Annotated in this window: 19 protein-coding genes; 10 read left to right on the top strand and 9 right to left on the bottom strand. The window is 45.3% G+C overall.

Annotation, left to right across the window (positions count from 1 at the left end; all coding sequences use genetic code 11):
- A partial coding sequence (locus AC4IE8_RS13340; protein ID WP_490791219.1) for a VCBS domain-containing protein occupies window positions 1-2356 on the bottom strand: 2356 nt, incomplete at its 3' end.
- A gap of 216 nt (window positions 2357-2572) precedes the next feature.
- On the opposite strand from AC4IE8_RS13340, the gene AC4IE8_RS13335 reads away from it, so the two are divergent.
- The 7 genes from AC4IE8_RS13335 (at window position 2573) to AC4IE8_RS13305 (ending at window position 14182) form a co-directional block, all read left to right on the top strand.
- Window positions 2573-4246, top strand: coding sequence for a peptidase domain-containing ABC transporter (locus AC4IE8_RS13335; protein WP_490791218.1), 1674 nt, complete (start codon window positions 2573-2575; stop codon window positions 4244-4246).
- Complete coding sequence (locus AC4IE8_RS13330; RefSeq protein WP_490791217.1) at window positions 4243-6402, top strand: peptidase domain-containing ABC transporter; 2160 nt, start codon at window positions 4243-4245, stop codon at window positions 6400-6402. The genes AC4IE8_RS13335 and AC4IE8_RS13330 overlap by 4 nt, the downstream gene beginning before the upstream one ends.
- Entirely contained in the window at window positions 6399-7754 is a 1356-nt protein-coding gene (locus tag AC4IE8_RS13325) for an HlyD family type I secretion periplasmic adaptor subunit (RefSeq protein WP_068991491.1), read from the top strand. The genes AC4IE8_RS13330 and AC4IE8_RS13325 overlap by 4 nt, the downstream gene beginning before the upstream one ends.
- A gap of 259 nt (window positions 7755-8013) precedes the next feature.
- Window positions 8014-8502 carry a hypothetical protein gene (locus AC4IE8_RS13320; RefSeq protein ID WP_068991488.1) on the top strand — a complete coding sequence of 163 codons (489 nt, stop codon included), beginning with the start codon at window positions 8014-8016 and terminating at the stop codon, window positions 8500-8502.
- Between the two features lie 473 nt (window positions 8503-8975).
- Window positions 8976-10532: a SulP family inorganic anion transporter gene (locus tag AC4IE8_RS13315; RefSeq protein WP_068991487.1), complete on the top strand. Its 1557-nt coding sequence runs from the start codon at window positions 8976-8978 to the stop codon at window positions 10530-10532.
- 277 nt (window positions 10533-10809) lie between these two features.
- Entirely contained in the window at window positions 10810-11688 is an 879-nt protein-coding gene (locus tag AC4IE8_RS13310; RefSeq protein WP_083226056.1) for a phosphate/phosphite/phosphonate ABC transporter substrate-binding protein, read from the top strand.
- Window positions 11678-14182, top strand: coding sequence for a putative bifunctional diguanylate cyclase/phosphodiesterase (locus tag AC4IE8_RS13305; protein WP_490791216.1), 2505 nt, complete (start codon window positions 11678-11680; stop codon window positions 14180-14182). The genes AC4IE8_RS13310 and AC4IE8_RS13305 overlap by 11 nt, the downstream gene beginning before the upstream one ends.
- Window positions 14183-14238: 56 nt before the next feature.
- Here the strand turns inward: AC4IE8_RS13305 and AC4IE8_RS13300 are convergent, their stop codons facing one another.
- The 8 genes from AC4IE8_RS13300 to AC4IE8_RS13265 form a co-directional block, all read right to left on the bottom strand.
- Window positions 14239-14994 carry a PhnD/SsuA/transferrin family substrate-binding protein gene (locus AC4IE8_RS13300; RefSeq protein WP_068991481.1) on the bottom strand — a complete coding sequence of 252 codons (756 nt, stop codon included), beginning with the start codon at window positions 14992-14994 and terminating at the stop codon, window positions 14239-14241.
- Window positions 14995-15006: 12 nt separating this feature from the next.
- A complete protein-coding gene (locus tag AC4IE8_RS13295; RefSeq protein WP_490791215.1) occupies window positions 15007-15480 on the bottom strand; it encodes a PAS domain-containing protein in 474 nt (157 codons plus the stop codon).
- Window positions 15481-15598: 118 nt separating this feature from the next.
- The gene (locus AC4IE8_RS13290) at window positions 15599-15961 is read right to left on the bottom strand and encodes a roadblock/LC7 domain-containing protein (protein ID WP_068991478.1); all 363 of its coding nucleotides are present in this window, start codon (window positions 15959-15961) and stop codon (window positions 15599-15601) included.
- 44 nt (window positions 15962-16005) lie between these two features.
- Window positions 16006-16569 (bottom strand): protoglobin domain-containing protein, encoded by a 564-nt coding sequence (locus tag AC4IE8_RS13285; protein WP_068991475.1) that lies wholly within the window; start codon window positions 16567-16569, stop codon window positions 16006-16008.
- Entirely contained in the window at window positions 16562-17224 is a 663-nt protein-coding gene (locus AC4IE8_RS13280) for a hypothetical protein (RefSeq protein ID WP_490791214.1), read from the bottom strand. The genes AC4IE8_RS13285 and AC4IE8_RS13280 overlap by 8 nt, the downstream gene beginning before the upstream one ends.
- A 1-nt stretch (window position 17225) precedes the next feature.
- The gene (locus AC4IE8_RS13275) at window positions 17226-17765 is read right to left on the bottom strand and encodes a GTP-binding protein (protein ID WP_068991470.1); all 540 of its coding nucleotides are present in this window, start codon (window positions 17763-17765) and stop codon (window positions 17226-17228) included.
- A gap of 26 nt (window positions 17766-17791) precedes the next feature.
- Window positions 17792-18994: a hypothetical protein gene (locus tag AC4IE8_RS13270; RefSeq protein ID WP_068991468.1), complete on the bottom strand. Its 1203-nt coding sequence runs from the start codon at window positions 18992-18994 to the stop codon at window positions 17792-17794.
- A 3-nt stretch (window positions 18995-18997) separates the two neighbouring features.
- Window positions 18998-19693 carry a type IV pilus assembly protein FimV gene (locus AC4IE8_RS13265; RefSeq protein ID WP_490791213.1) on the bottom strand — a complete coding sequence of 232 codons (696 nt, stop codon included), beginning with the start codon at window positions 19691-19693 and terminating at the stop codon, window positions 18998-19000.
- 810 nt (window positions 19694-20503) lie between these two features.
- Here AC4IE8_RS13265 and AC4IE8_RS13260 point away from each other — a divergent pair.
- The 3 genes from AC4IE8_RS13260 (at window position 20504) to AC4IE8_RS13250 (ending at window position 24739) form a co-directional block, all read left to right on the top strand.
- Window positions 20504-20977 carry a hypothetical protein gene (locus AC4IE8_RS13260; RefSeq protein ID WP_068991461.1) on the top strand — a complete coding sequence of 158 codons (474 nt, stop codon included), beginning with the start codon at window positions 20504-20506 and terminating at the stop codon, window positions 20975-20977.
- Between the two features lie 500 nt (window positions 20978-21477).
- Window positions 21478-23817: a response regulator gene (locus tag AC4IE8_RS13255; RefSeq protein ID WP_490791212.1), complete on the top strand. Its 2340-nt coding sequence runs from the start codon at window positions 21478-21480 to the stop codon at window positions 23815-23817.
- Window positions 23818-23977: 160 nt separating this feature from the next.
- The gene (locus tag AC4IE8_RS13250; RefSeq protein ID WP_068991456.1) at window positions 23978-24739 is read left to right on the top strand and encodes a c-type cytochrome; all 762 of its coding nucleotides are present in this window, start codon (window positions 23978-23980) and stop codon (window positions 24737-24739) included.
- The last annotated feature ends 106 nt before the right edge of the window (window positions 24740-24845 follow it).

Here is a 24845-nt window from a genome sequence, read left to right as displayed (position 1 = left end):
CCGCAAAGACTTCGTGAGCCTCTGCAACAGGAGTATCATTGGTACCAGTGACAGTAATCGACAGAGTAGTTTCAGCTGTACCGCCCTGGTCATCAGTCACGACCACAGGTACTTCTAGGGTTTCTGTTTCACCCGCACCGAGTGATTGATAAGAGGAGGCATTAAAGCTGTAGGATCCATCCTCATTTAATGTCAGCCCATCAACTTCTGACGAGGTGGTAAAACTGAGTAATACCCCATCAGCCAGATCAACATCACTCGCCTGTAACTGACCAGTCACCAAACCACCTTCTTCCGCAAAGACTTCGTGGGCCTCTGCAACAGGAGTATCATTGGTACCAGTGACGGTAATCGTCAGAGTAGTTTCAGCAGTAGCGCCTTGGTCATCTGCGACCATGACTGGCACTTCTAGGGTTTCTGTCTCACCCGCACCGAGTGATTGATAAGAGGAAGCATCAAAACTGTATGAGCCATCCTCATTTAATGTCAGTCCATCAACTTCTGACGAGGTGGTAAAACTCAGTAATACTCCATCAGCCAGATCAACATCACTCGCCTGTAACTGACCAGTTAGCAATCCGCCCTCTTCTGCTAAGACTTCGTGAGCCTCTGCAACTGGAATATCATTGGTGCCAGTAATGGTAATTGTCAGAGTGGTTTCAGCTATAGCACCCTGGTCATCTGTGACCGTGACCGGAACACTAATAGTCTGAGTCTCGCCTTCTCCAAGTGATTGATAAGCTGAGGCATCGAAACTGTAGGAGCCATCTCCATATAAATTCAGCCCATTAACTTCTGACAAAGTGCTAAAACTGAGAGCCGCACCTTCTGTCAGATCAACATCACTTGCTTCCAACCAACCGGTTAATAAACCACCTTCTTCAATTGATACCTCTTGAGCTACTGCAACTGGTGTATCATTGGTACCGGTAATTGTTATTGATAGCGTTGTATGTGCAGTAGCGCCGTGTTCGTCCGTTACCGTTATCGGTATTTCAACTACTTGACTCTCTCCAGCTCCAAGCCCATTATAATTTTCCGCCGTAAAACGGTAGTGGCCATTCTGACTAAGTACAAACCCAGGTGGAAGATCATTTTCATCAGATAGAGCGTATGTCAGAACTGAGTTGTCATCCACATCCGTTGCGTGAATCTCTCCTTCAATAACTGAGGATCCCTCCGTGATCACAGCACTCTGCGCCATTTCGACAATGGGCAGATCATTGCTTCCATGAACAACCACATGAATCTCATTTGTCGTCACCTCACCTTGGTCCGTGATGATTTGGACCGGTACAATCAACGTCTGACTATCACCCACGCCAAGATGTTGATACGCCTCATGGGTAACATCCAAGTTGTAACTGCCATCTTCATGAAGTATAAATCCAGCCGGTGCTTCTGATCCGTCAAGCAGTGAATAGGTAAAACTCTCATCAGGTTCTGGTTCTACATGGGTCGATGAATCACTTTCTTCATTGATTGGATCTGTCTGTTCCTCCGGTATACCCAAAACAATGACAGCTTCCTCAGTGGTGAAATCAACAGTGATGACAACCGTTTCCTGATGCGAATTCCCTAAGCTGTCAGTTAACTGAAAAGTCAGGCTATGGTATGAGGATTGGGTTGTGTCAATATCGACACCTGGTTTGATCAATATCTGATTATCCAACAGCTCAAAATAATCATTACCTGATCCAATCAACTCGTAACTGTAATCCTGTTCATTTTGAGGGTTTGCCAACATCAAGTTAGCAACCACCAACTCTTGGTCACCTCCATCAACGGGTGTCGCCTCCAACGGCTCGTCTGGTACTGATTTCTGATCTGTGGGATCCAGCTTATTCACATCATAATTTGGCTCCGGTTGTCCATTACCCAAGGAAGCCGTAGCTGAGGCGCTTTCAGAGGATGAAGCTACTGAAGAATGAGTCTCTTGTTGAACTTGATTGGATAGGCCATGAGCCTGCTGCACACGGCTGCCACCAGATATAGCTGACGAGGTGGCTGCAACATCATCATCGCTGACGTTGGAAGACGATTTGAGAGCTCTACTCTCCTCTCCTCTTGATGGGTTGCTATTCTCATTCAATTCCTGCTCAGTACCAGGGGGGGACGCCGATTGTACTGCCACAGAATCTATCGCTTCTTCAGCCTCTCCATGCAGCTTGTCATCGGCTTTTTCAGCCATCGCGACATCAGTCTGGGCTACCTCATGATGGTCACTGCCCGTCACATCATCCGCCTCCAGGTCTTTACGAATACCAGCTTTCGCAAGATCCCGCTCAAACAGCTCCTTTGTCGCCTTTTCTCGCTCATCCAGTGAACCCCTGTTTTCACTGTTTTTATCAACCATGGTGCCTCTCTGGTAAGGAATTAATTTCCTGTCGCTGAATATTTGTTGTTTCTAAAGCTTGTCAACAGGTTATCGGCAAGCACTTTAAAAACCTTGCGCGAGGATCTGCGCTCTATTAAATAAATTCCTGAAGCAGTCGATATCTGTAATATCGCTCATGACTAAACTCAACCAAAAGCCGGTTGTATGGCTGAACTGCCTTGATAATTTATAAATATGATTAGTTCATCCGGTTTCACGATTCCACGCGGCTGGCGAAGACCCGATGTGCTGCTGGCATCGCTGGGTATCAATACCCTTGCCCTCGCCATGCCCATGGTGGTTCTGCAGGTCTATGACCGCATCATCCCTCATCAGGCGTTGGGAACGTTCATGGCATTGATGATCGGTATGCTGGGGGTGGTCATTTTAGAGGCGTTGTTGAGAATTTTCAGGTCAGCAATTCTTGCCTGGAGCGGTGCACGATTTGAGCACAGGGAGAGCATGGATGCCATGCACAAGGTGCTGCATACCGACACACTTGCCTTCAACCGGGAGACCAGTGGGGATTATCTCACCCGCCTGCAGTCAGTCGAAGAGATCAATCAATTCTATTCCGGGCAATCCATGCTGCTGCTGATGGACTTCCCCTTCGTGATTCTCTTTTTGTCATTAATCTGGTTTATCAGTGGTGAACTGGTACAGATCCCAATCCTGCTGCTGGCCGTTTTCGCATTGGTTTCCATTGCACTGGGACGACAACTGCATAACGCCCTGAAGGCAAGAAATACCACCGATTCGCGCAGACAGAACTTTTTAATCGAGGTTCTGAGTGGTATCCATACGGTGAAATCCATGGCCATGGAGGCGTTGATGCTGCGTCGATATGAACGACTGCAAGCACAATCAGCTGAGAGTATTCGCAAACTGGCGCATATCAACAGTGTGGTACAGGGGTTTGGCAGCACTTTTTCACAAGTCGCCATGGTCAGTTTCGTCAGTTTTGGCAGCTTGTCCGTGATTTCCGGGGATTTAACTATCGGTGCACTCGCAGCCGGCACCATGCTCACTGGCCGGGTACTGCAACCTGGCCTGAAAGCGATGGGGCTGTGGACCCAGTTTCAGAGTGTTCGCCTCTCACTTGATCGACGTCAGGAAATTGATCGAATGCCCGCCGAGATATCCGGTGAGTATGATGGACCAGAGCCGCTGCAAGGTGATATCAAAGTCGACAGCATTCACTTCCGTTACCCAGGGCAGGAGCAGTGGTTACTTGAAGATCTATCACTCGAGGTTCCTGCGGGGGGATCAGTTGGTATTACCGGCAACAATGGAACCGGAAAAAGCACACTGATATCCATCATGACCGGATTCTTGCACCCTCAACAGGGGGAAGTGTTACTGGATGGCCGCAACATCAAGGCCTATCGACAGGAGTTTTTACGGCAACAGATAGGATTCATGCCTCAACACGGTATGCTCTATGAAGGCACGATCCTGGAGAACATGACCCTGTTTCGTGAAGGGGAAGCCATTGATCAGGCCATGGAACTGTCCAGAGAACTGGGTTTAGGCGAGATCATCGCACGCATGCCTGATGGACTGGATACCCAGATAGGCGGTTCGGCAGTGAACTCCCTGTCAGAGGGCGTCAGGCAGAAAATCGTAATGGTACGCTCGCTGATCGGTCACCCCAATATCATTCTTTTCGATGACGCAAATGCCAACTTCGATATTAAAAATGATGCAAAACTGATGGCCCTGATTAAAAAAATGAAGGGCAGCCGCACCCTGGTCATCGTTTCACACCGCCCCTCATTTCTGCGTCTCTGCGATAAGCAGTTTGAACTGCGTGCCGGCCAGCTTCATGAGCAGCAGCAGCGAAAACTCAAAATGGTATTCAAAAAATGAGCGGCGCAAAGCACAAGCCGATTCTCAGTGAAGTACTGGCCGATGCGCTCAGACATAACCGGCTGGATGATATTCATCTCGATTCACCCTTTGCCGCCAGTTTGATGCCGCTGCTCAAAGCTTTGGGCTGGCACCACTATGCGCGGGAACTGATCGAGGCACTCCCCCACTTCACAGACACCATCGACCTGGTCGACCTGCGTAACATCCTGGTCAACCTCGGCTATGAAAGCAGTGTCGAGAAAATCAATCTTCGAGATATCCGCGAGGAGCTCTACCCATGCCTGTTTTTAGGTCGCAAAGGGGAAATTCTGGTACTTGAAGAGCGTCAAAACAATACCATCCGTTTCTATGATGCCAATAGCGGTGAACATAAAACACTGCCAGTAAAATCCCTGAAGGGCACTGCCTACTACTTCACCGATACTCACAGTACACATGGTTTTGTTGAGACTGAATCGAGACAGGCCTGGTTTGCAAGGTTGATGCGGCGTTTTCAGGGGCTTACCTGGCATCTGCTTTCAATGAGTTTTTTGATCAATCTGGTTGCGATGGCTGTGCCGCTGTTCATCATGTTGGTCTATGACAAGGTAATCGGCGCCAAATCAGTTGATGCCCTACCCTGGATGGTGGCCGGGATCGGCTCGGCACTGCTCGCCGATATGGCATTGCGGTATCTACGTGCTCGTGTCATTGGCAATATTGCCGGTCGTCTTGACTATTTGATCGGTGTCGAAACCTTTAAACAGATTCTGCACCTGCCCCCGCTGTTCACTGAGCGCTCAACCATGGCCGCTCAACTCTCCAGGCTGAAACAGTTTGACTCAGTGCGGGACTTTTTCACCGGCCCGAATGCCACACTGATCCTGGAACTGCCGTTTGTGCTGATGTTTGTCATTGTGATCGGCTTCATTGCCGGACCGGTAGCACTTGTACCGGTTGTGATGCTGATTATCTACGCTGCTTTTGGTGCCCTCTGGTTACCCGCAAGCGCTCACCGGGTTACCCATGCATCGTCTTCCCGTACGGATAAACAGCGTATGCAAATACAGACTTTGAACGGGCGCTACGAAATCAAGGGCGTTGGTGGGGAGACCACCTGGTGGGAACGCTATCGTGAGTTTTCCGGTGAAGCGGTGACTGCCAACTATCGTACCACCGTATCGAATGCGGTCATCAATTCATTTGCACAAGGCGCAATGAGTCTGTCGGGTGTTGCCGTGCTCGCCATTGGTACCTATATGGTGATCGCAGGTTCGATGAGCATCGGAGCGCTGATCGCCACCATGGCATTGATCTGGCGGGTTCTGGCACCGTTACAGAGCGCCTTTCTCAGTTTCAGCCGTTTCGAACAGGTCTCCAAAACCATACAGCAGATTAACCAATTGATGAAACTCGATGTGGAGCGACATAGTGGCCGATCAGCGTTGATGCTTACCGAGTTGAAGGGACGCATCAATATCGATCGAGTCAGTTTCCGCTATGGGCCGAATTATGACCCGGCACTGCTTGGAATTTCAGTGCATGTTGAGCCAGGCGAGATGCTTGCAATTATGGGTGAAACAGGATCCGGAAAATCCACATTGACCAAACTCATTGCCGGTATGTACAGACCACAAGCTGGCTCACTCTCGATCGATGAATTTGACATCAGGCAACTCAATGCCATGGATCTGCGCCGTGCCATAGCGTATGTACCACAGAACCCACATTTCTTTCACGGTTCGGTCGCTCAGAATCTACGACTCAACAATGTACTGGCCACCAACGATGAACTGCGACAGGCCTGCTCACAGGCAGGCATTCTCGATGAGATCGAACAACTGCCAAAGGGATTTGACACCCGCATCGGTGACAACGCAACAGAGCATTTACCGCCCGGCCTGACCCGGGGACTGTCAATGGCAAGGGCTTTTTTACGTTCGGCCCCGATTATTCTGCTTGATGAGCCAGGTGCCTCTCTGGATATCGAGAGTGATGAACGCTTTATGCAGCAGATTAAAAAACTGAAAGGGAAAAAGACCATCATCATGGTCACCCACAGGCCCAGCCATGTAAGACTGGCTGATAAAGTCATTGTATTGGATCAGGGTTCTGAGGTATTTGCCGGTGATCCGGACAAAGCGATCCAACTGGTTTTGGAGAGTGTGGCATGAAAGAAGACAGCATCGTTTTTGCTCAGGAAAGTACAGCTGGATTACCCAGAGCAAGAGCACACTACCTGGCACAGGCCATCAAGCTGGAAGAAGTAACCCCTTCCCGCACACTCAGCGCCGCTATCGTTGTCAGTATTTTTCTGTTTGTCTCTCTGCTGTTCTGGGGAGCACAGACCAGGATCAGTGAAGTCGCCATAGCCGACGGTGAAGTCATACCTTCAGATCTGATCATCAATATTCAACATCTTGAAGGGGGTATTGTCAGGCAGCTGCATGTTCGTAATGGGGATCAGGTGGATCAAGGTGATACTCTGGTCAACTTCTCGCCATCATCATCTCAGTCGGAACTGCAACAGATGCTGACCCGCAAAACCAGTTTGCAACTGCAGGGAGAGCGACTGCAGGCATTGGTGGAGACTCGTGACCCGGACTTCAGCAGCCTGCAGCGGGAACACCCTGATCTTGCGGCTAAGCAGAAGACTATATACCTGGCACAAGTAAATGGACTGAAGAGTGAACTTGCCGTCATTGAAAGCCAGATCAGTCAACGAAAAAATGAACTGACCCGTCAGCGGAACCAGGTCAAAGCCCTGCGTAATGAGTTGACTATCTACAAAGAGCAGGTCTCAATCAGACAATCCCTGGCAAAGAAAGGGACGGTTTCTCGTACAGAACTGCTCAGTGCACGCTCCCGCTTGGCAGAGGCTGAAAGTGAGCTGAGGAAAACCGTGGATGGCATTGCTGTTGCCAAGACAGAACTGGAAGAGAGCAAACAACGCAAGCTGGAGCTGTTCAGCAGACACAACAAAGAGATCGAATTGGAAGCCGGAAGCGTTGCATCGGAGCTGGCGGAAGTGGAAGGCACCCTGATCCGTTTGCGCGATCAATTTGATCGACTGCAGGTAAAGGCACCCATTAACGGTATCGTTAAAAGTTTGACGATTAACAGTAATAACGCTGTAGTTGCACCCGGTGAAGTGATTATGCAGTTGGTACCGGTGGAAGACGAACTGATCGTTGAAGCGAAAATCCTCCCACAGGATATCGGGCATGTGCATATCGAACAGCCTGCGGAATTAAAATTCACCAGCTACGATTCATCCCGATTCGGCAGCCTGCAGGGCAAAGTACATAAGATTTCCGCCTCCACTTACCTCGATCAGGAACAGAACCCCTACTATCGGGCTGAAGTCATTCTTGACCGTAACTATCTGGGCAGCAATCCCGACCAGTTGAAGATTCTGCCAGGCATGACTGTCACAGCGGAGATACGCACCGGAGAAAAAACCATTCTGGACTACCTCATGCGACCGGTCAGCCGAGGTATGGACAGCGCTTTCAGAGAGCGCTGACCGATGCGGTTTGATTCCAACTGGTTGCCTGGTATTCTCAATTGAGAATTGGCAGCCACGGATTGGACTACAAATTGTACCCCCGCTGAATACCAAGACCAGGTAATCCATTTTTATGATTTCCTACAGATACCGAAACAGTAGATTGGTCTTAAATCTCTGATTATTAAGCGGCTTTCAATAAGAACCCCCTTCGTTTTTAACCCTAATCTGTTAAGATGAGCGGACACTAGGGACTGTTAAGAAAGGAGACTTGAAAATGAAAAGGATTTCCCGGGTTTTGCTGCTGGCCACTCTCTGTACCACGTTTCTCACACCCGCTCTCGCACAACAGATCAGTCAATCCTCACTGGAAAGTCTGAAGATAAAACTGAAAACAGTATCCAATGATGGCCTGATACTGTTGAAGCAATCAAAGTCATGCTTCGATAAAGTCAATAACGATGCGGAGTTCAATCAGTGCGTATCCGCCATACCTGAAAAGTTAAAGCCCGATATTTTGAATCTGTTTTCCTCTTCAAATAATGTTCTCAACTTGAGATCAAAGTCTGAGAAGAACCTCTCATACTCACAAAGCAACAATCAGAAAATCGTAGACTATCTGGAAACCAGCATTAACAGCATCTCGACAATGCTAACCTGTCTCGATCACAGCATCGATTCAAATCAGTTACTCAGTTGTATCGACCGGAAACAGACCAGCAACTCCAACAATCGAGCAACCGGCCGCCTAAGTGAGGATTGGTGATAGCTCCGAACAGAACACATAAGAGCCACAGACTGGCGACCATACCCGGCAGGGCGTATTGGATTCGTGTTAACAGGTCCTAAAGGGCTTTTCTGATCTTTTCGTCCTGTAAAAGTCCACTACTCAGCTCATCTGCACTGTCATTACCCAATCAATTGTTCAGGTCTGGCTAGGCCATATTTCCACCTGGATAAGCTTGGCACCTGTGGTTTTTGCTGATTTCAAGAAAAACGCAGTCGCAAGATGAACCTCGGATAGAGCAGTTTCCATACAAATGGTCATCCTGGTCTCTTTCGCAGCCCCCTACGCCTGAGTAAGCGATTGAATTAATCAGCGAGTTTACGAATCAATGGCCTGACGATATCTGAGAGAAATGGGAGATTAAACACGAAATAGTACACTTTGAGGTTAACTACATTAGTTTTTCCTGATATACTTCTGCGCTTTTTGCCGATCCCCCCAAGAGAAAACAGATGTTTCAACTGACCTGCCCGGGAAGACAGTGTGTTAAGAATGATGTGCTGTCAGGCCTGACCGTAGCCCTAGCCCTTGTCCCGGAAGCGGTCGCCTTTGCATTCGTCGCCGGCGTGACGCCTCTGACAGGCCTCTACGCTGCCTTCATGATGGGCATCATCACCGCCATCATCGGAGGCCGGCCCGGCATGATCTCCGGCGCTACCGGAGCCATGGCTGTGGTCATGGTTGCCCTGGTCGCTCAGCACGGTGTGGAATATCTGTTTGCCGCCGTTCTGCTTGCCGGCTTGATTCAGATTGGAGCGGGCATACTCCGGCTGGGTAAGTTCATCCGTATGGTGCCCCACCCCGTCATGCTCGGTTTTGTCAACGGGTTGGCGATCGTAATCTTTCTTGCCCAGTTAAAACAGTTCCAGGTTCCTGATATCGAGGGTCATCTGGTATGGCTCTCGGGAGCCCCCCTATGGACCATGCTGGGCCTGATTGGGCTCACCATGGCGATAATTCACTATCTTCCCAAGCTGACTTCCGCGATTCCCGCTTCACTGGTTGCCATTGTCACGATCACCCTATTGGTTACCCTGTTCGATCTCGACGCAAGGACGGTGCAGGATGTTCTGCAGGACCTGTCCGGAGATCCAAACGCCACCATCGCAGGGGGACTCCCTTCATTCCATATCCCGATGGTACCTCTGACCCTTGAGACTCTGCATATCATTCTGCCCTATGCCGTTATTCTCGCCGGTGTCGGTCTGATCGAGTCACTGTTGACCATGACTCTGATCGACGAACTGACAGAAACCAGGGGACGTGGAAACAGGGAGTGTATCGGCCAGGGCATTGGCAATACGGTAAACGGTATATTCGGAGGCATGGGCGGCTGCGCCATGATCGGGCAGAGTATGATCAACATCAATTCCGGAGGTCGTGGACGACTTTCCGGAATTTCTGCCGCCCTTTTCCTACTGCTGTTCATCCTGGTGGGTTCAAGCCTGATCGAAGTGATCCCGATTGCCGCGCTCGTTGGTGTCATGTTTATCGTAGTCTTAGGCACCTTTGAGTGGGCCAGCTTCAGACTGCTCGGCAGAATACCAATCGCTGATACCTTTGTTGGTATTCTGGTCGCTGTAGTCACAGTTATGACCGATCTGGCCATTGCCGTTGTGGTCGGCGTGATTGTTTCTGCCTTGGTATTCGCCTGGCAGCATGCGAAGCAGATGATTGCCGAGATCAGACTTGATGAGTATGGCATCAAATACTACCACTTGAATGGTCCGCTGTTTTTTGGCTCAGTTCAGAATTTTGCAGACCTGTTCGATCCAAAAAATGACCCCCAGGAGGTTATCGTAGACTTTGCAAACGCCCGGGTGTTCGACCACTCAGGCCTTGAAGCCATTGATAGCCTTGCAGAGCGTTACATGCGCGAGCAGAAAACCCTGCACATCCGTCACCTCAGTCAGGAGTGCCAGAATTTACTGGTGAAGGCCGGGGACCTGGTAGAGGTCAATATGATGGAGGATCCTGTCTATAAAGTGGCTGATGATCGACTGGGTTGATATCGAGGCCACCCAACCCTATCAAAATAATCTCAAGATACCACGGATGGTTTTTTCTTTATTATCTTATAGTTACACTCTTTTTGTGCACGCTGTATAATTTTATGATATCGACTACTATTTGATATATAAACAGTATGGGTCAGTCTGAAAAGCAGGAGTTACAACTAAAAACTCTTGTTTATACATTAAGTTACCTATATTCCGGCCGCTAACCACTGAATAGAGTGACTAATCTAGGAAGAGCGAGCCACCATCGGACTTGTTGATTGCTCCCATGGAACAGATATCCGAAATGAACCATCTTGTTCGTTATACCCGACAAGCGACCGTTGTCTTTTTGCTTGTTTGTTGTGAATTTCTAAATTCTGCCTTGGCCGATCCACTGCTGGTTGGTATTTTTCCCAGACGGGATGCGGCGGTCACTGCAAAGCTCTTTCGCCCCCTTACCCAACATCTGGAAAAGCAACTGAATCGCCAGGTAAAGCTGGAACTCTCCCCTACTTTTGAAGTGTTTCTGAAACGCCTGAAAGAGAGGCGCTACGATCTTGTACATCTCAACCAGTTTGAGTATATCAATGCCAATAAAGAACTTGATTACATCGTCATAGCACAGAATGAGGAGTTTGGTGAGCATACGATTCGTGGCGCAATTTTCGTGAGAAAGGACTCCGGCATCACTGATATCAGCCAGTTGAAAGGTAAGAAAATCCTCTTTGGTGGCGGGCCGAGGGCGATGATGAGTTATATCGTCCCAACCTATCTGTTAAGACAGAAAGGCCTGATGGAAGGAGACTATAGAGAGACATACGCATCCAACCCACCAAATGCTGTCCTGGCAACATTTCAGAAACAGGCTGATGCTGGTGGAGCTGGAGAAGTAGTAGCCCGCTTACCTTTGGTTAAAAACAAAATCGACGTTAGTAAATTAAAAGCGCTTACTGTGAGCAAACCGCTCCCACACCTTCCTTGGGCGGTAAAACAGGAGTTGGATGAAGACCTGAAAACCAAAATAACGGATTTACTTCTGAAGCTTAAAAATAGTGATGATGGAAAAAAAATACTTAAATCGGCACGTCTAAGTGCATTTAATCCTGCATCCGATGCAGAGTATGACTCACACCGTGTAATTATTGATTTTGTCTATGCCAAGTGATGTAAACAGTGAGAATTCAGAATCTGTAAGCCCAACTTTCAACGGAAGGTTACGTCTAAAGTTTTTGAGTTGGATTAGTATTATTTTAATAATCACGCTTGGTGGAGCGACATACTATATCTACAACACCCAGCAAACACACCTAGAATACAGTCTTAAAAATAAGGCTTACGCTATAGGGCAGTTTATTGCTTTAATTAGCCCCGACGCCATTTACAGCTATGATGTAACTACACTGGACAGCTTTGTAGAACAGATCTCGAATGATGTAGATGTACTTTATGCGCAGATCGTTACCCCTGACAATGTGCCAATCACTACTTATTTACCGGTAGACATTGACCCAAATACGATTGCAACCTGGATTTCAGACAATCCTGGATCAGTTCAGTATAAAAATAATCTGGACACAAGTTCGATTAAATTAAAATTCCCGATCAATGATGGTGAGATCAACCTTGGGTGGTTAGTCATTGGCCTGGATACCACCAGAATAGAATATATAACGCAGACCGCAACAGTCTTCCTGATTGAAATATATACAATCATCGTGCTCATCTTAGGCACAGTGATTTTTATAGTCTTTAAGATGCAGGTTCTTAAGCCTGTGAACGCATTGACCACGGGAGCAACGCGTGTAGCAGACGGAAGACTTGATCAGGATGTTCCGATCATTTCACATGATGAGCTTGGTCGTTTGGCTCATAGCTTTAACACGATGCAACGTGAGATTAAGACTGACAGAGAGACCTTGATCGGTTTCAACAAACAACTTGAAGAGGAAATAGAATACAGACAAAAAGCTTCTGAAGAGTTAAAAAAGCTCTCCATGGCAGTTGAGCAAAGCCCAGCATCTGTTGTTATCACCGACACCAATGGATTGATCGAATATGTAAACCCCAAGTACTCTGAGATTAGCGGGTATACAGCCAAGGAGTTTATCGGCAATCCAACAAAACGTCTTGGTGCAGAGGTGGAAGACAGAACTCTACTGAACAGTATCTGGGATAATATTAAAAAGGGTAAAGTATGGACTGGTGAATTCTGCACTAAACGAAAGAATGGCACCATCTATTGGGAATCTGCTGTAATCGCACCGATCCGTGACAACAACAATATCACCACCCACTATCTCACCGTTAAAGAGGATATTACCCAGAGAAAAGCAATCGAAGACAAGCTTTTGGAACAGGCAACCCACGATCAGCTTACTAAGTTGCCTAATAGATTTCTCGCCTTTGATCGCCTTGATCAACTGATACAGCATGCAGAAAGGAACAAGACACATGTAGCTGTTATCTATATAGATCTTGACAATTTTAAAAACGTAAATGATTCATTAGGCCACTCTGTCGGTGATGAGTTATTGATCTTACTATCCAAGCGCATAAGCGACCAATTAAGAAAACAGGATACCCTGGCGAGACTTGGTGGTGATGAATTTTTAGCGCTTATACCGGATCTTCACGATCTGTCTACCGATCTGGAAAAAGTCGTTACCCGGCTACTTTCAACGACAGAGTCTCCTGTCGAACTGCATAATCACCAACTTAATATAACCTCCAGCCTGGGTATTGCCATCTATCCGGAAGACGGAACAACCGTATCAGCTTTGATGAGTAATGCCGATATAGCTATGTATGACGCAAAGCATGCGGGCAGAAATACTTTTCGATTTTTCACAAAAAATCTGAATAATAAGATCAGTGAAAGAATAGTGCTTGAGACTGAACTAGGTCAGGCACTTGAGATGAATGAACTCTATCCTGTTTATCAGCCGATAATCGATATCGCACACCAGAAACTTGTCGGCGCAGAAGTACTTCTGCGTTGGAAAAGCGCACAGCTTGGTATAGTACCACCATCTGAATTCATTCCTATCGCTGAACAATCTGGATTAATCCGACCTATCACGGATTGGCTTTTCCAAAAAGTACTTGAAGATGTCAATGAGTGGAGTTACTTACCTAATAACTTTTGGTTGTCTGTTAATGTACCACCTAACTACTTCTGTGATACCTCATTCTGCAAGGCGATCACCCGCATCAATCAACAAGCGAAAAACGCAGGAATCAGATTCTGCATTGAAATAACAGAAAACCTATTATTGCAAGGTGATAGCAATGTACTTAACACATTTGAGCACTTAAGTACTTTAGGCATAGAGTCAGCGATAGATGACTTCGGAACCGGTTATTCATCACTTGCTTACATCAAGAAATTTCCATTGAACCACTTAAAAATCGACAGATCCTTTGTTGAGGGACTTCCTTATGATGAGGATGACCGGACATTAACCGAGATCATAGTTCTGATGAGCAAAAAATTTGGCCTCTCTGTCATTGCTGAAGGCGTTGAAACTGAAGATCAGGCAGAATTCCTGCATTCTCTGGATATTAAATATGCTCAAGGATTCTTATATGCAAAACCCATGGTCTCAATGAAATTTAATGAATACTTGGTTGATCGACCCAATCCAGTACTTACACCCTAACTAATTCTCATCGTCGCCTTTACGTATCTGGCTATATCAAGGTCGCAAATTTGATACTATTGAGGTTGATAATTAAGGGTATCCATGAGATCAATCATGAACTCCATCTCTTCATCATTCATAACTTCCCAATCATCAAACGACATAGATTTCAATACGCCAGATCCTTTATTATTGCTCTTCATAGTTAGCAAATGCTGACTCAGTAGATCTCGTTGGTGTTTTAAATGAGGGCCTACTAACAGCGTATGATGCATTACATTTATCTGACTTCGCACCAATACTCTAAGCTTTTGTCTTGTTAAATTTGATAGTGACAGATAAGCCTCGACCAGAAAAAAACCAATATCGGCTTTGCCATCGATAAGCGCTTTAGCAACCAGGGGATAACTACCCATCACCAACCTGCGCTTACCCGAGTTATGCATCTCAGCGGGTTCAAGCATAATATCACAGATTAGGTTCACATCTGGATCCTCTGTTAATGCGATTACCGTATCTGTACTCAGCTCTTCTATTTTTTCAGTATCACTGGATTGATTTACAGCTATTATTGCCTCATCTGCAGCCTGCCTGGGCCTCGCAACAGGTATGAATCCCTTATCACGAACTAGCATTGAAGCATCAAACGGATTTGCATAGATTAAATCTATTTGATCATCGCCTATGGCTTTACGCTGCTGATTATAATTGTCGTAAAGTTCCAGGTGTATTGGTATTTGTAGACTTTTTTGCAGCCAGGTATTAAAGATATACCATCCGCATATATGATCCGGTGTAAAATCTGGACTTACCGTCATTCTGTAGGACATACTACTTTCCGTTTAAAAAAGCGTCGGATAAACTTCAACACACTCTTCCACCTTGCGACGAGCAGGTTTTCGCCTTACTGAAGTAAAACCAGTAATCTTGCCATCTCTTATGTTTGGTATTACCACAGCAAGAACCCAATAGTAACCACCATCCTTGCGAAGATTTTTAACATAGCCATGCCATTTATCTCCTTTTTCGATGGTATCCCAAAGCCCTTTGAAGGCTGCTGACGGCATATCCGGGTGTCTTAAAATATAGTGAGGTTGCCCAACAAGTTCCACCTCACTATAACCTGACATTTCGATAAACGATTTATTTACATGAGTGATGATACCAGTCGCATCAGTACGCGAAACAATTAATCTGCCATCTTGAAATGGCGTCTCTTTATCTGTTATGAGCACTTTACGTCGACTACCATCATTGAAGATAAGGATTTTCTCTATATAATCACCATCGATATCTTCTGGTTCCATATCCTGCATTATCAAATGCCTCTTACAAAGAGAGATGCTTGTATCTGTAGATACTTTATAAGCGCAACTAATATTAATGACAGCTGCATCCGTGCCACTGCTCTAAAGTCATGGTCAAAAAGTCATATCAAATGACTTTCGATATTGCTTCAGCTGCTCTCTTTATATCGAGAAATACCAAACCAAGCTTTGCCGATGATTTGGCTTGAACTGAAACCACCGCCTCTTCACCAGCATGAGTCATTACCACATATCCCTGACTACCTTTTATAAGAACCATTTCCAGGCTTCCACGTGTCAACTCTGAAGCAGTTCTATCACCCAGAGACAACATAGCTGCACTCATTGCACCGACACGGTCTTCATCCAGATTAGCAGGCAACAGGGATGCCATTATCAATCCATCAGTTGATATGACTGCAGAGGCTTCAATATCAGCGGAACTGCCATTTAAATCACTTAGTATCGATGCGAGCATATCTTCGCGCATGTTTCAACTCCTTAAAATACAATCTTACTAACTCTTTCCAATATCTATTCTTTGTATGCACTGGCCAGATTATCAAAAAGCGTACGGCTCATACCGGTTATTTTTAAAAACTTTTCCAACTCCTCGGCCAATCTGGATGATTCATAGGACTGCTGCATTACCATCAAAGTAAAGCCCAGTATTGCATCGACTGCAGTGACAGACTCCATAAGCTGCTTTGGGTCATCTTTGAAAATCGTACCGAGTAGTTGGTGTAGACGGGTTGTTACCAGAGCCATTGATCCTGCCATGAACTCCACTGGCAGTTTAGCCTTTACATGCACATCTCCAACTCGATACATTGCTTTTACATAGATCAGGTCAAATGGGCCACTAAAAACCGACTCCAACCACTTTATATGGGTCTCTCTTAAGGCATCGATACGCTCAACAAGAAATGGCTTTGCCTTTGGGATATCAAGAAGTACTGCATAGAAACTGTCTGTTACCTCAGCCATGTGGGGCTTTACTCTCCCATAAAGCCCCTGCAGAGTATTTTCCATATCATCAGTTACGCCGGAAAACTGCTTGGCATATTGCAATAATTGTTCATATTCATGATCATCCATTAGATGAATCGCCCCTTATATCAAACGTTTCAGAATAACGAAGTAATAAGACCCAAATCAGATCCCTGAAAGAGGGCTGATTTAGAGTTGGCCTACCCTGTATAATCAATACAAATCGTTGTTTACCAATATAGATTGGCCAAAATCCCAGCTGGCTGTTACCAGCCGCATCAGCGAGCGCCCAGGCCTGAACATCCAGTGAAAGATTGTTTTTCAATAAAAGCCTGTGTCGGTCATAAAGAGACCCCAGATCGGCACTGACAGCTGAAAGTGCTTCTGCTGCCTCGTGTGGAAAATTACTGGTACTGAGATAGAATCCCTGATCATCGGCAAGTAACGCTTTACCTTCAATTGATACTTTGGCCAATAGATTCGGCAAAACCTCTTCCAGCGAGCCATTTGGAACAGTCAGCTGGGTTTTATTACCTGAAAGCAAAGACATATCCTGCAAACGTTTGATCAAACTCATGGCGTCCGATTCTGACTCTCCACTCCAATGAGAGATTCGTGAAATATCAGATGAAGGTAATTTCTTCTCACTCATTACACCGATCAGAACACGTCTGGCAGGCTCATCATGTATTGAACTGACCGCGTAGTAGGCTCCTGCCGGTGTTGGTTCTAGATATATTCCAGCTTTGAGATTGAAATTCATACTATTCTGTTACTGTTGGGTCTATTGTATAAAGCAGAGACTGAACCAACATGGACATATCTTCTTTCTCCCTTGCATCGACTTCCATTATGGGAAGCACCGGCCAGCCCATTGAGGTTATTTCACGATGATAATCATCAATTTGAGGCTGTGATTTCTCATCCATCCGGGTGATCCCGATAGAAATAGCTGTCCGATGAATGAAGCTCTTGAAAGCATCAAGAAAAAAATAGAGGTCCTGAAAGGGCTCTTTTCTTGAATTGTCGATCAATAAAACTAACCCCAGACCTCCTTGTGTCAAAACATCCCACATGAAGTTAAATCGTTCCTGACCAGGCGTACCGTACAAATGGACACGCTCTGAACCATTGATGCGCATCAATCCATAATCCATCGCAACTGTAGTCTGTTGCTTCAGATTTTTTGTCATATCAGATGCCACTTCATCTGTTGTGATCGGCGCTATATCCGACAAAACACTGATCGCAGTCGTTTTACCAGCACCAACAGGTCCAGTGAATATTATTTTATGCTCTGCCATCCGTTCTCCAATACCACATGGAAAAATTAAATCGATTGTAAGCGTCTTAATATACGCCTTAGAAGCCCAGTATTGGCGACTTCATTTGGAGCACTTTCAGTCTGCTTACTAGGCTGCTGATAGGAACTGTGATACTGAATCAATCCTACCGCGTGACAAGCACTGAAAAATGCATACACATATCCGGTTTCAATACGCAAAAGTTCAATTGTTTTTGTTAACGAGATAGGATTTTTACTCCACAAGGCCGCTATCCTGATAAATTCCGGTATCGCTAACATCCGCGTCAAATTTGGCCATTGCCGAATACCGATATTCAACTCTTCAGATATCCCTAGAGGCAACCTACCACGGGAACTCCAGAGAGAGACCTTCCAAAGCAACGCATCAAGCGGTTGTGGATTCGTGTCACAACTCATCCTCAGCTGAGATTCACTATAGTCTGAAATCACTATTTTTACTTGATCTGAATTCAGTTTTAGTAAACAACGGGGTTTTAACTTTGAATCATTTATTGCATTCAGGCATTGATTCGATTTCGGCAGTAATGTAATACTCTTGTTGTCCTGAAAGACCAGATGCACTGGCTTTTTGTGTGACCTGGATAACTCCATTGCATTTTTCAGTATTTCCTGAAAATTACTCTCATGATTGTAATAATCCACTCTATCCGTAGTCGCCAACTGATTACTGTCCTTGTGTTTACTCTTTCCACAAGTGCTTTGGATAATACGTGCCTGTGAAGCCGCAGAGGGCAAAGACAGTCGTCTTATATTTTTGTCGGATACTATTAAATTGTGTTCAGCATTACCTGTTTTCTGTTGAACCGGTCTAGACCTCGGTAATACGCGGACAATACGCTCTTTTTCAGACTTAGGTGTTTCTATTTTAATTTGATTTTGTAATATCTCACTACGACATATATCGATCGTTTGTTTCAATAACTCAATTTTCAACGGTTTGCGCAATACACGTGCACCATCGATTGAAGTATTACGCACCGATAGAACAATCAGTGGTCGATCCGTATATTGACTCTGCTGCTTTTGCAGCAAATCCTTTCCCTCGAAACCATCAAGATCCAAGATACAGAGCTTTGCAAGATGGTCAGGAACCACAACATACTGACTTGACCACTGCCTCTTGAGAAACATCTCCATCATAGGCTGGTCTTTACCGCTCATACCCACCAGGGCTATGCCCATTGGTTCATGATTTACAAACAGCATTTATCATCCTTGAGATTCTAGATAGTAACGAGTCTCCATCCATGCAGATTGAGCAACCTTTATATGATCACCTAGACGATCCTGCATCTCCAACAGACTACTAAGAGAACGGGTATGTTTATAGATTTCAAGTAATCCGATATGCAGACTCATACGTTCTGGTGATGATAATAGTGCTTTTTCGAGTATCTCTTGAGCGACTTCGATATCACCAAATGTCAACTCTTCTTGTGCCACCTCAAGTGGATCAATACGACCACCAGCATGTTCATTTGATTCCGCATCTAGATCAACCAGAGTCAAACCACCATCAAAAAAGTTGGCCAAAACCGAGTGCTGGCTGATCGGGTAAGGTTGGTTTTTTTGCAAACCCTGTTTTAAGTTTTTGGCAAACAACTCGAAAGCATCGCTTTCTAAGACTGTTTTTGCTTTATTTAACAGCCCATTACGTAGTGATTCTCCTTTATCACCCAATACCAGGAACAGGTCCAGCATGGCACCATAAAGCGCTTCGGCCTGCTTTAATTGCAGATGCAGATAGACTCTTCTCACATGGTTGAGTAGATTTTCAGGCTCTCGCGCCGATCGATAGGCTAAATGGTTTGCCCATAGCCGAGGTTCCACTTCTTTAGGTAATTTAAGCCCTTGATGCGTGGGTTCGTGAAATGTTAGCTGAGATGACTGATGAGGTGATTTCAATGTACGAAAGAAAAACAGGCAATTAATTAATTCAATCCATTGATTTATATATTGGAGAGAGTTCGGAATATTTCTGACGAGCTTCCTGCCAAATAAACAATAATCAATTAGTCCTAGATACTTGATCCTTCAAAATATTACTAATACCCTAGTAATCGCTTCCTTCTCATCAAGTATACTGCCAGATGGTTAACAAATAAATGCCCTATTTGTTTCTATTTTTCTCATCTCAAGCAAGTTAATGATTTTATGAAATATTTGTTTCTTATTGGAACTCAGACCACAAATATTACATTGTTTTTTTCTTGGCTTGAATTGCCGCTAACCCTTTAGCAACCCACTTCCACCAATATCATATCTCTCGACAAACACCAGATGACTCAAATTTGCTCTTTCGTGGACAATGACTAGTCCAGTTTTCTGCTTCAGATCAGTTGATCATAAACTATTTCATAGAGAGACATATTCCTGATGCTCTTCAGGATATTTATCTCAATTGGTGTCAGATCAAAATATCATAAAGCTACAACTCACCCAGTTTGTATCAGTATTTCCACTATCGTACATACGCATACAGAAGCCTACTGATGGATACCTTTAAAAATAATGATAAAACCAGGCCCGCAGCACTATCGTGAGTCTATACTGAACTGGAAACTATTCTGACGGATCATGAGTAGATATCTGGAAATTAATAAATTTTGTTAATTTTACAACCATTTAGGTTAACTGCATCGGTTTTCAGTGTATAAAGCCTATGTCGATTAATATTAGAGACCAACCATTCCATATCATTTGGAGGATACAGACATGGGAAGATACAAAACTATTATTTTATCAATTTGCTTTCTAGGTATCGGTGCCTGCAGTCAGTCTTCTGACGCTGACAAGAGCACAGCTTCCGCTCAGGGAGATTCTAATAAATCGGTTACGGAGAAGATCGTAGAAACAAGCAAGGATACTTGGGAAAAAACCAAGCAGATGAGTAAAGATGCGACAAATACGGTCGTCGACAGTAGTAAGAAAGTCTATGAAGATGCGAAACAGATGGGCAGTGATGCAGCAGACACAGTCAGCGACAAGTCGAAGGAGCTCTACGAAAACACCAAACAGACGGCTTCTGAGGTTGGTAGTACGGTCAAAAAAGAGACGAGTGAAATGATGTCAACTGCCAGCAAAGAGAGTGGTGAAGCTTATGATGCTGCAAAGAGCGAAACAGGTGAACTCTACGAAGCCGGTAAAGAAAAAGGGAGTGAAGTCATCGACTCCATGAACAAAGAGTAGCCTCGAATTGATTCGAGACACTATTGGATCACAGATCGTTTAACCTCTAACAATTCTCAATTGCCCTCTCCACCGGAGAGGGCGCTATTTTCTGGTTCTGAACAATTTCTTACCAGAGTCAGGCATCCAGCATCACATACAGAGCCGCTTCCTATCTGTTGATCACAAACAACATAGGCAATCAGCCCAAAAATCAGAGCAATTTCAGTCAAAATAAATAAGTATTTAACCAGATGCTAATTGCCTGAGAAGGTTTAATATCTTATCGAATTTCCCCTCAAAATGGTTATTTAGAGTTAGTCTAATTAAAGCAAACCCCAGGTATTAAGCCCCTCACAAATGATTCGCACATAAAAATCAAGTAACCATCTCATTTCTAAGCAATAACTTGATGCGACTACTGTTATTTATTAATTATATGGAGTATAAATAACCCACTTTTTTATGTAGATATCATTTGCTTCCAACAGAAGCGTGAGTAGCAGACTCGGGTATGGTTCATGGCGATGAGCGGAGAGAACGAAAACAATCAGCTATTGCACCTTTTAGCTGAAAATCTGCAGCAACTGAAATCAGCATGGCCAATTCTACCTTCAGGTATCTGGAATGCCTCTTCTGTGATGACCGCTCTGAGACATTTGAGTGAGCTCACGAGAAAAAGTCGGCAGGCAGGATTGATCAGTGTCACGGACATTGCCCAGTCGATAGACAATAACATCACCAATGTTTTCCAAAATGCCCAACAGCCTGATCCTGTAGATATTGACAGGCTCAATCACCTGCTCGAAGAGTTACAGCTGAAGATTCAGAGCATTCATAATCAAAGAGCGTCTGCCCCTTCTGAACGTCAGATTAACGACCTGATCTATCTACACAATTCAAAACCCAGTGACAACCAGATCATTGAGGCCATTCAAAATAATGGATGGCAGGTTCTGAGTATCGAGACCATTGAAGAACTGTTTGAAGCAAACAGTTTCGAAACGACCAAGGTTATCCTCATAGACACACAATACCTGCAGAGTGTTGATCAGGTTAATCAAGTACTCGACCAGTTGTCTGTACAGAAGAAAAACCGTCCAGAACTGATTTTTTTGACACCGGATTGTGATATCGAGATACGCCTCCAGGTACTGCGGACAGGCGTCACTCAGTGCTTTACCAAGCCTATAAACATCAATGACTTAATACTAAGCATCAGCAAAATCGTCTCACCTCAACATGTACCCAGCAAACGGGTTCTGGTGGTTGAGGATGACGAGTCACAAGCTAATTTTGCCACGGCTCTTCTTAAAAAAGGCGGGCTAAAAACCCTTTCGATCACCAATCCACTAAGTGTGCTCGAAGCTGTACAGCAGTTTCAACCCGACCTGATCCTGATGGATCTCTACATGCCTGGTGCAAATGGTATTGAGCTCACCCAGGTAATACGTGAAAAAGTTGAATTACTGCCTATACCGATCGTCTTTCTATCCGGTGAGGATGATATGGAGAAAAAGCTCCTAGCCCTCCACTCCGGCGCCGATGATTTCTTGACCAAACCTGTTAGACCACAGCATTTGTTAGCAACAGTGAAAACCCGGATCAGCAGAGCAGAGGTGGTTTTTACTGCAGGTGATAAAGGTTACATCGACCACACAACAGGTTTAGAGACCAGAAAGATATTATTGCGCAGTCTCGATTGTCGTATACAGCAGTATCCGACAAACAATACTGCTCAGGGTATGATTTCTATCACGTTTGCAGATCCAGACCAACATATTGATAGTGAAAATTACACCGCAGTCTTGCTTGAAACTGTAAAAGTCTTGAAAACTACACTCGATGCCAATGACAAAATTGCCCGCACATCGGTAACCAGCATAGGAGTGTTGATATTACGTGAAAGCGCAGCAGCGATCGAACAATTCAGTGCTACAATTTATGACCTTATCAAGGAAGTCCTGAAAAAATCATCAACAGAATCACAATCCGGTAACTTTGGCATCGGTTTGGCCTATGTAGACAATACTCAGGAAGATACCGATGCCTATCTGCTCCAGGCTGAAACTGCCTCGCTCAACGCGTTTCGCCAGCAAGCCAGTGGCTATCTTACTCATCAGGATCAAACTGAAGTTTTAGATACGGATGAAAAATCCCCGGATCAGTTCCAGCAGCAACAGTTCAGTAATGCTCTTGTAACCAATCTTATTGAGTTTAAGGAGCAGACCTTCAGTGCTACAAACCAGAGCGGTAATCAGATCATCGAGCTGAGCTCCAGACCAGCACCGGCAACTGATATTATTCTGATCTCTGACAGCATATTTCTAACTGCAGAGCACTATCAACTCAGTGATAAACTTGACCAGTATATCTGCCAATATGGATTGAACTTCTTGGGTAAAGCCGCATTGAGTGGATCAGCAAAGAAGATATTACTGCCAATCTCCGCTCATGCAATCCATAGTGATACATTTATCGACTTCATCAAATCAGAATTACGTCGACTTCAGTTGGTTGGTACCGGTCTGATCATGGAATTCAACCTACCGGCACTCGCAAAGGATCTAAAAAAGGCCCGTTATCTTCTCGGTGAACTGTCATCTTTAGGCATCGACACTCTGCTCGCCAATTTTGCCTGCAATGAAACTGCCTATAAGGTCCTTGCCTATCTGAATGCTGATGGTGTACGTCCCCATTTCACACTTCTGAAGGCTGAATTTGAAGAAATCAATGATATTGCAACTCAGATTCACTCACTAAATGCAAAAATCATCTTGCCGCGTGTTGATAAATTCGACCAAGTCAGTCTGTACTGGTCTGACGCTGCAGACTATGTTCAATCAAGTTATGACTTTTAGCACCCGGTAAAACTGACTTTACCACGGATTTCGCTGAATTCTGATTCAATGGAGATTGATTTTTCAGATGGTTGACTGGTTGATACGATTCCATTTCGATAATTACCCTCGATTATTGAAACACCCCAAAAACCATATATTCAGGATACCACTCCTCCTGTTGGTACTATGTTCAGCCAGCCCGGTTCAATCCGAGCAGCTTCCAATCGAGAGCCTGCTGCAGCGCAGTTATCTTGATGACTACTACAGCAATGTAGTGTATGGCTATCGAATCGTCACAGAAACTGAAAAATATGGCGCTCGTTATACTGGCAATAACCTGCGCTGTACAAATTGTCATCTGGACGCCGGCCGTAAGCAAAATGCCCTCCCGTTGAATGTTGCCGGAATGTATCCCAAGTGGCGAAGCAAGAACGGTCGACGCAATGGTATCGGCTTACGCATCCGTGAGTGTTTCGTCTACAGTCTGAATGGCATCATGCCCCCTGAAGACGCTCCTGAGGTGATGGCGGTAGCCGCCTATATCTCATATCTTTCACATGGAGAGATTATCGGTAAAGCCCCTGCCGGCCGAGGCGTCCCCACACTACCGGATACCGGTTATGATCCGAATCCGGCATCAGGCAAAGCAATCTATGACCAGATGTGCGCCGCCTGCCATGGTGCTGACGGCCAGGGGATACCAGGCATACCACCGCTTTGGGGTATGGATGCCTATAATGAGGGGGCCGGTATGGCGAGAGTGCATCGAGCAGCCGGGTTCATCTGGGCCAATATGCCTCTGGGGCAGGAACGTACGCTCAGCCATCAACAGGCCCTGGATGTAGCGGCATATATCAATATGCAGATTCGTCCTGGCGACCCCAGAGAATACAAACTCTTAAAACTGTTCGAGACAGTTTCTTGGTTTTTCGATCGATGAATATTTACCATGGAGGGTATAGACGTTTGAGGTTGGCCAGGAGGCTAAAAGTCATATTGCCATGGCATTAAACCTGCTAACGGATATAACACCATGGCGTCCCAGT

The sequence above is a fragment of the Candidatus Thiodiazotropha sp. AKAK2 genome (assembly GCF_058244685.1).
Note: the sequence above shows the minus strand (reverse complement) of the source record. Positions and strands in the feature narration are given on the sequence as shown.

Coding starts and splice junctions, on each gene's coding strand:
- AC4IE8_RS13260 (WP_068991461.1), top strand. CDS start 20,504: ATGGGAAGATACAAAACTATTATTTTATCAATTTGCTTTCTAGGTATC.
- AC4IE8_RS13300 (WP_068991481.1), bottom strand. CDS start 14,994: ATGTCCTACAGAATGACGGTAAGTCCAGATTTTACACCGGATCATATA.
- AC4IE8_RS13285 (WP_068991475.1), bottom strand. CDS start 16,569: ATGGATGATCATGAATATGAACAATTATTGCAATATGCCAAGCAGTTT.
- AC4IE8_RS13310 (WP_083226056.1), top strand. CDS start 10,810: ATGGAACAGATATCCGAAATGAACCATCTTGTTCGTTATACCCGACAA.
- AC4IE8_RS13325 (WP_068991491.1), top strand. CDS start 6,399: ATGAAAGAAGACAGCATCGTTTTTGCTCAGGAAAGTACAGCTGGATTA.
- AC4IE8_RS13255 (WP_490791212.1), top strand. CDS start 21,478: ATGGCGATGAGCGGAGAGAACGAAAACAATCAGCTATTGCACCTTTTA.
- AC4IE8_RS13320 (WP_068991488.1), top strand. CDS start 8,014: ATGAAAAGGATTTCCCGGGTTTTGCTGCTGGCCACTCTCTGTACCACG.
- AC4IE8_RS13315 (WP_068991487.1), top strand. CDS start 8,976: ATGTTTCAACTGACCTGCCCGGGAAGACAGTGTGTTAAGAATGATGTG.
- AC4IE8_RS13335 (WP_490791218.1), top strand. CDS start 2,573: ATGATTAGTTCATCCGGTTTCACGATTCCACGCGGCTGGCGAAGACCC.
- AC4IE8_RS13295 (WP_490791215.1), bottom strand. CDS start 15,480: ATGCAGGATATGGAACCAGAAGATATCGATGGTGATTATATAGAGAAA.
- AC4IE8_RS13280 (WP_490791214.1), bottom strand. CDS start 17,224: ATGAATTTCAATCTCAAAGCTGGAATATATCTAGAACCAACACCGGCA.
- AC4IE8_RS13290 (WP_068991478.1), bottom strand. CDS start 15,961: ATGCGCGAAGATATGCTCGCATCGATACTAAGTGATTTAAATGGCAGT.
- AC4IE8_RS13270 (WP_068991468.1), bottom strand. CDS start 18,994: ATGCTGTTTGTAAATCATGAACCAATGGGCATAGCCCTGGTGGGTATG.
- AC4IE8_RS13275 (WP_068991470.1), bottom strand. CDS start 17,765: ATGGCAGAGCATAAAATAATATTCACTGGACCTGTTGGTGCTGGTAAA.
- AC4IE8_RS13305 (WP_490791216.1), top strand. CDS start 11,678: ATGCCAAGTGATGTAAACAGTGAGAATTCAGAATCTGTAAGCCCAACT.
- AC4IE8_RS13330 (WP_490791217.1), top strand. CDS start 4,243: ATGAGCGGCGCAAAGCACAAGCCGATTCTCAGTGAAGTACTGGCCGAT.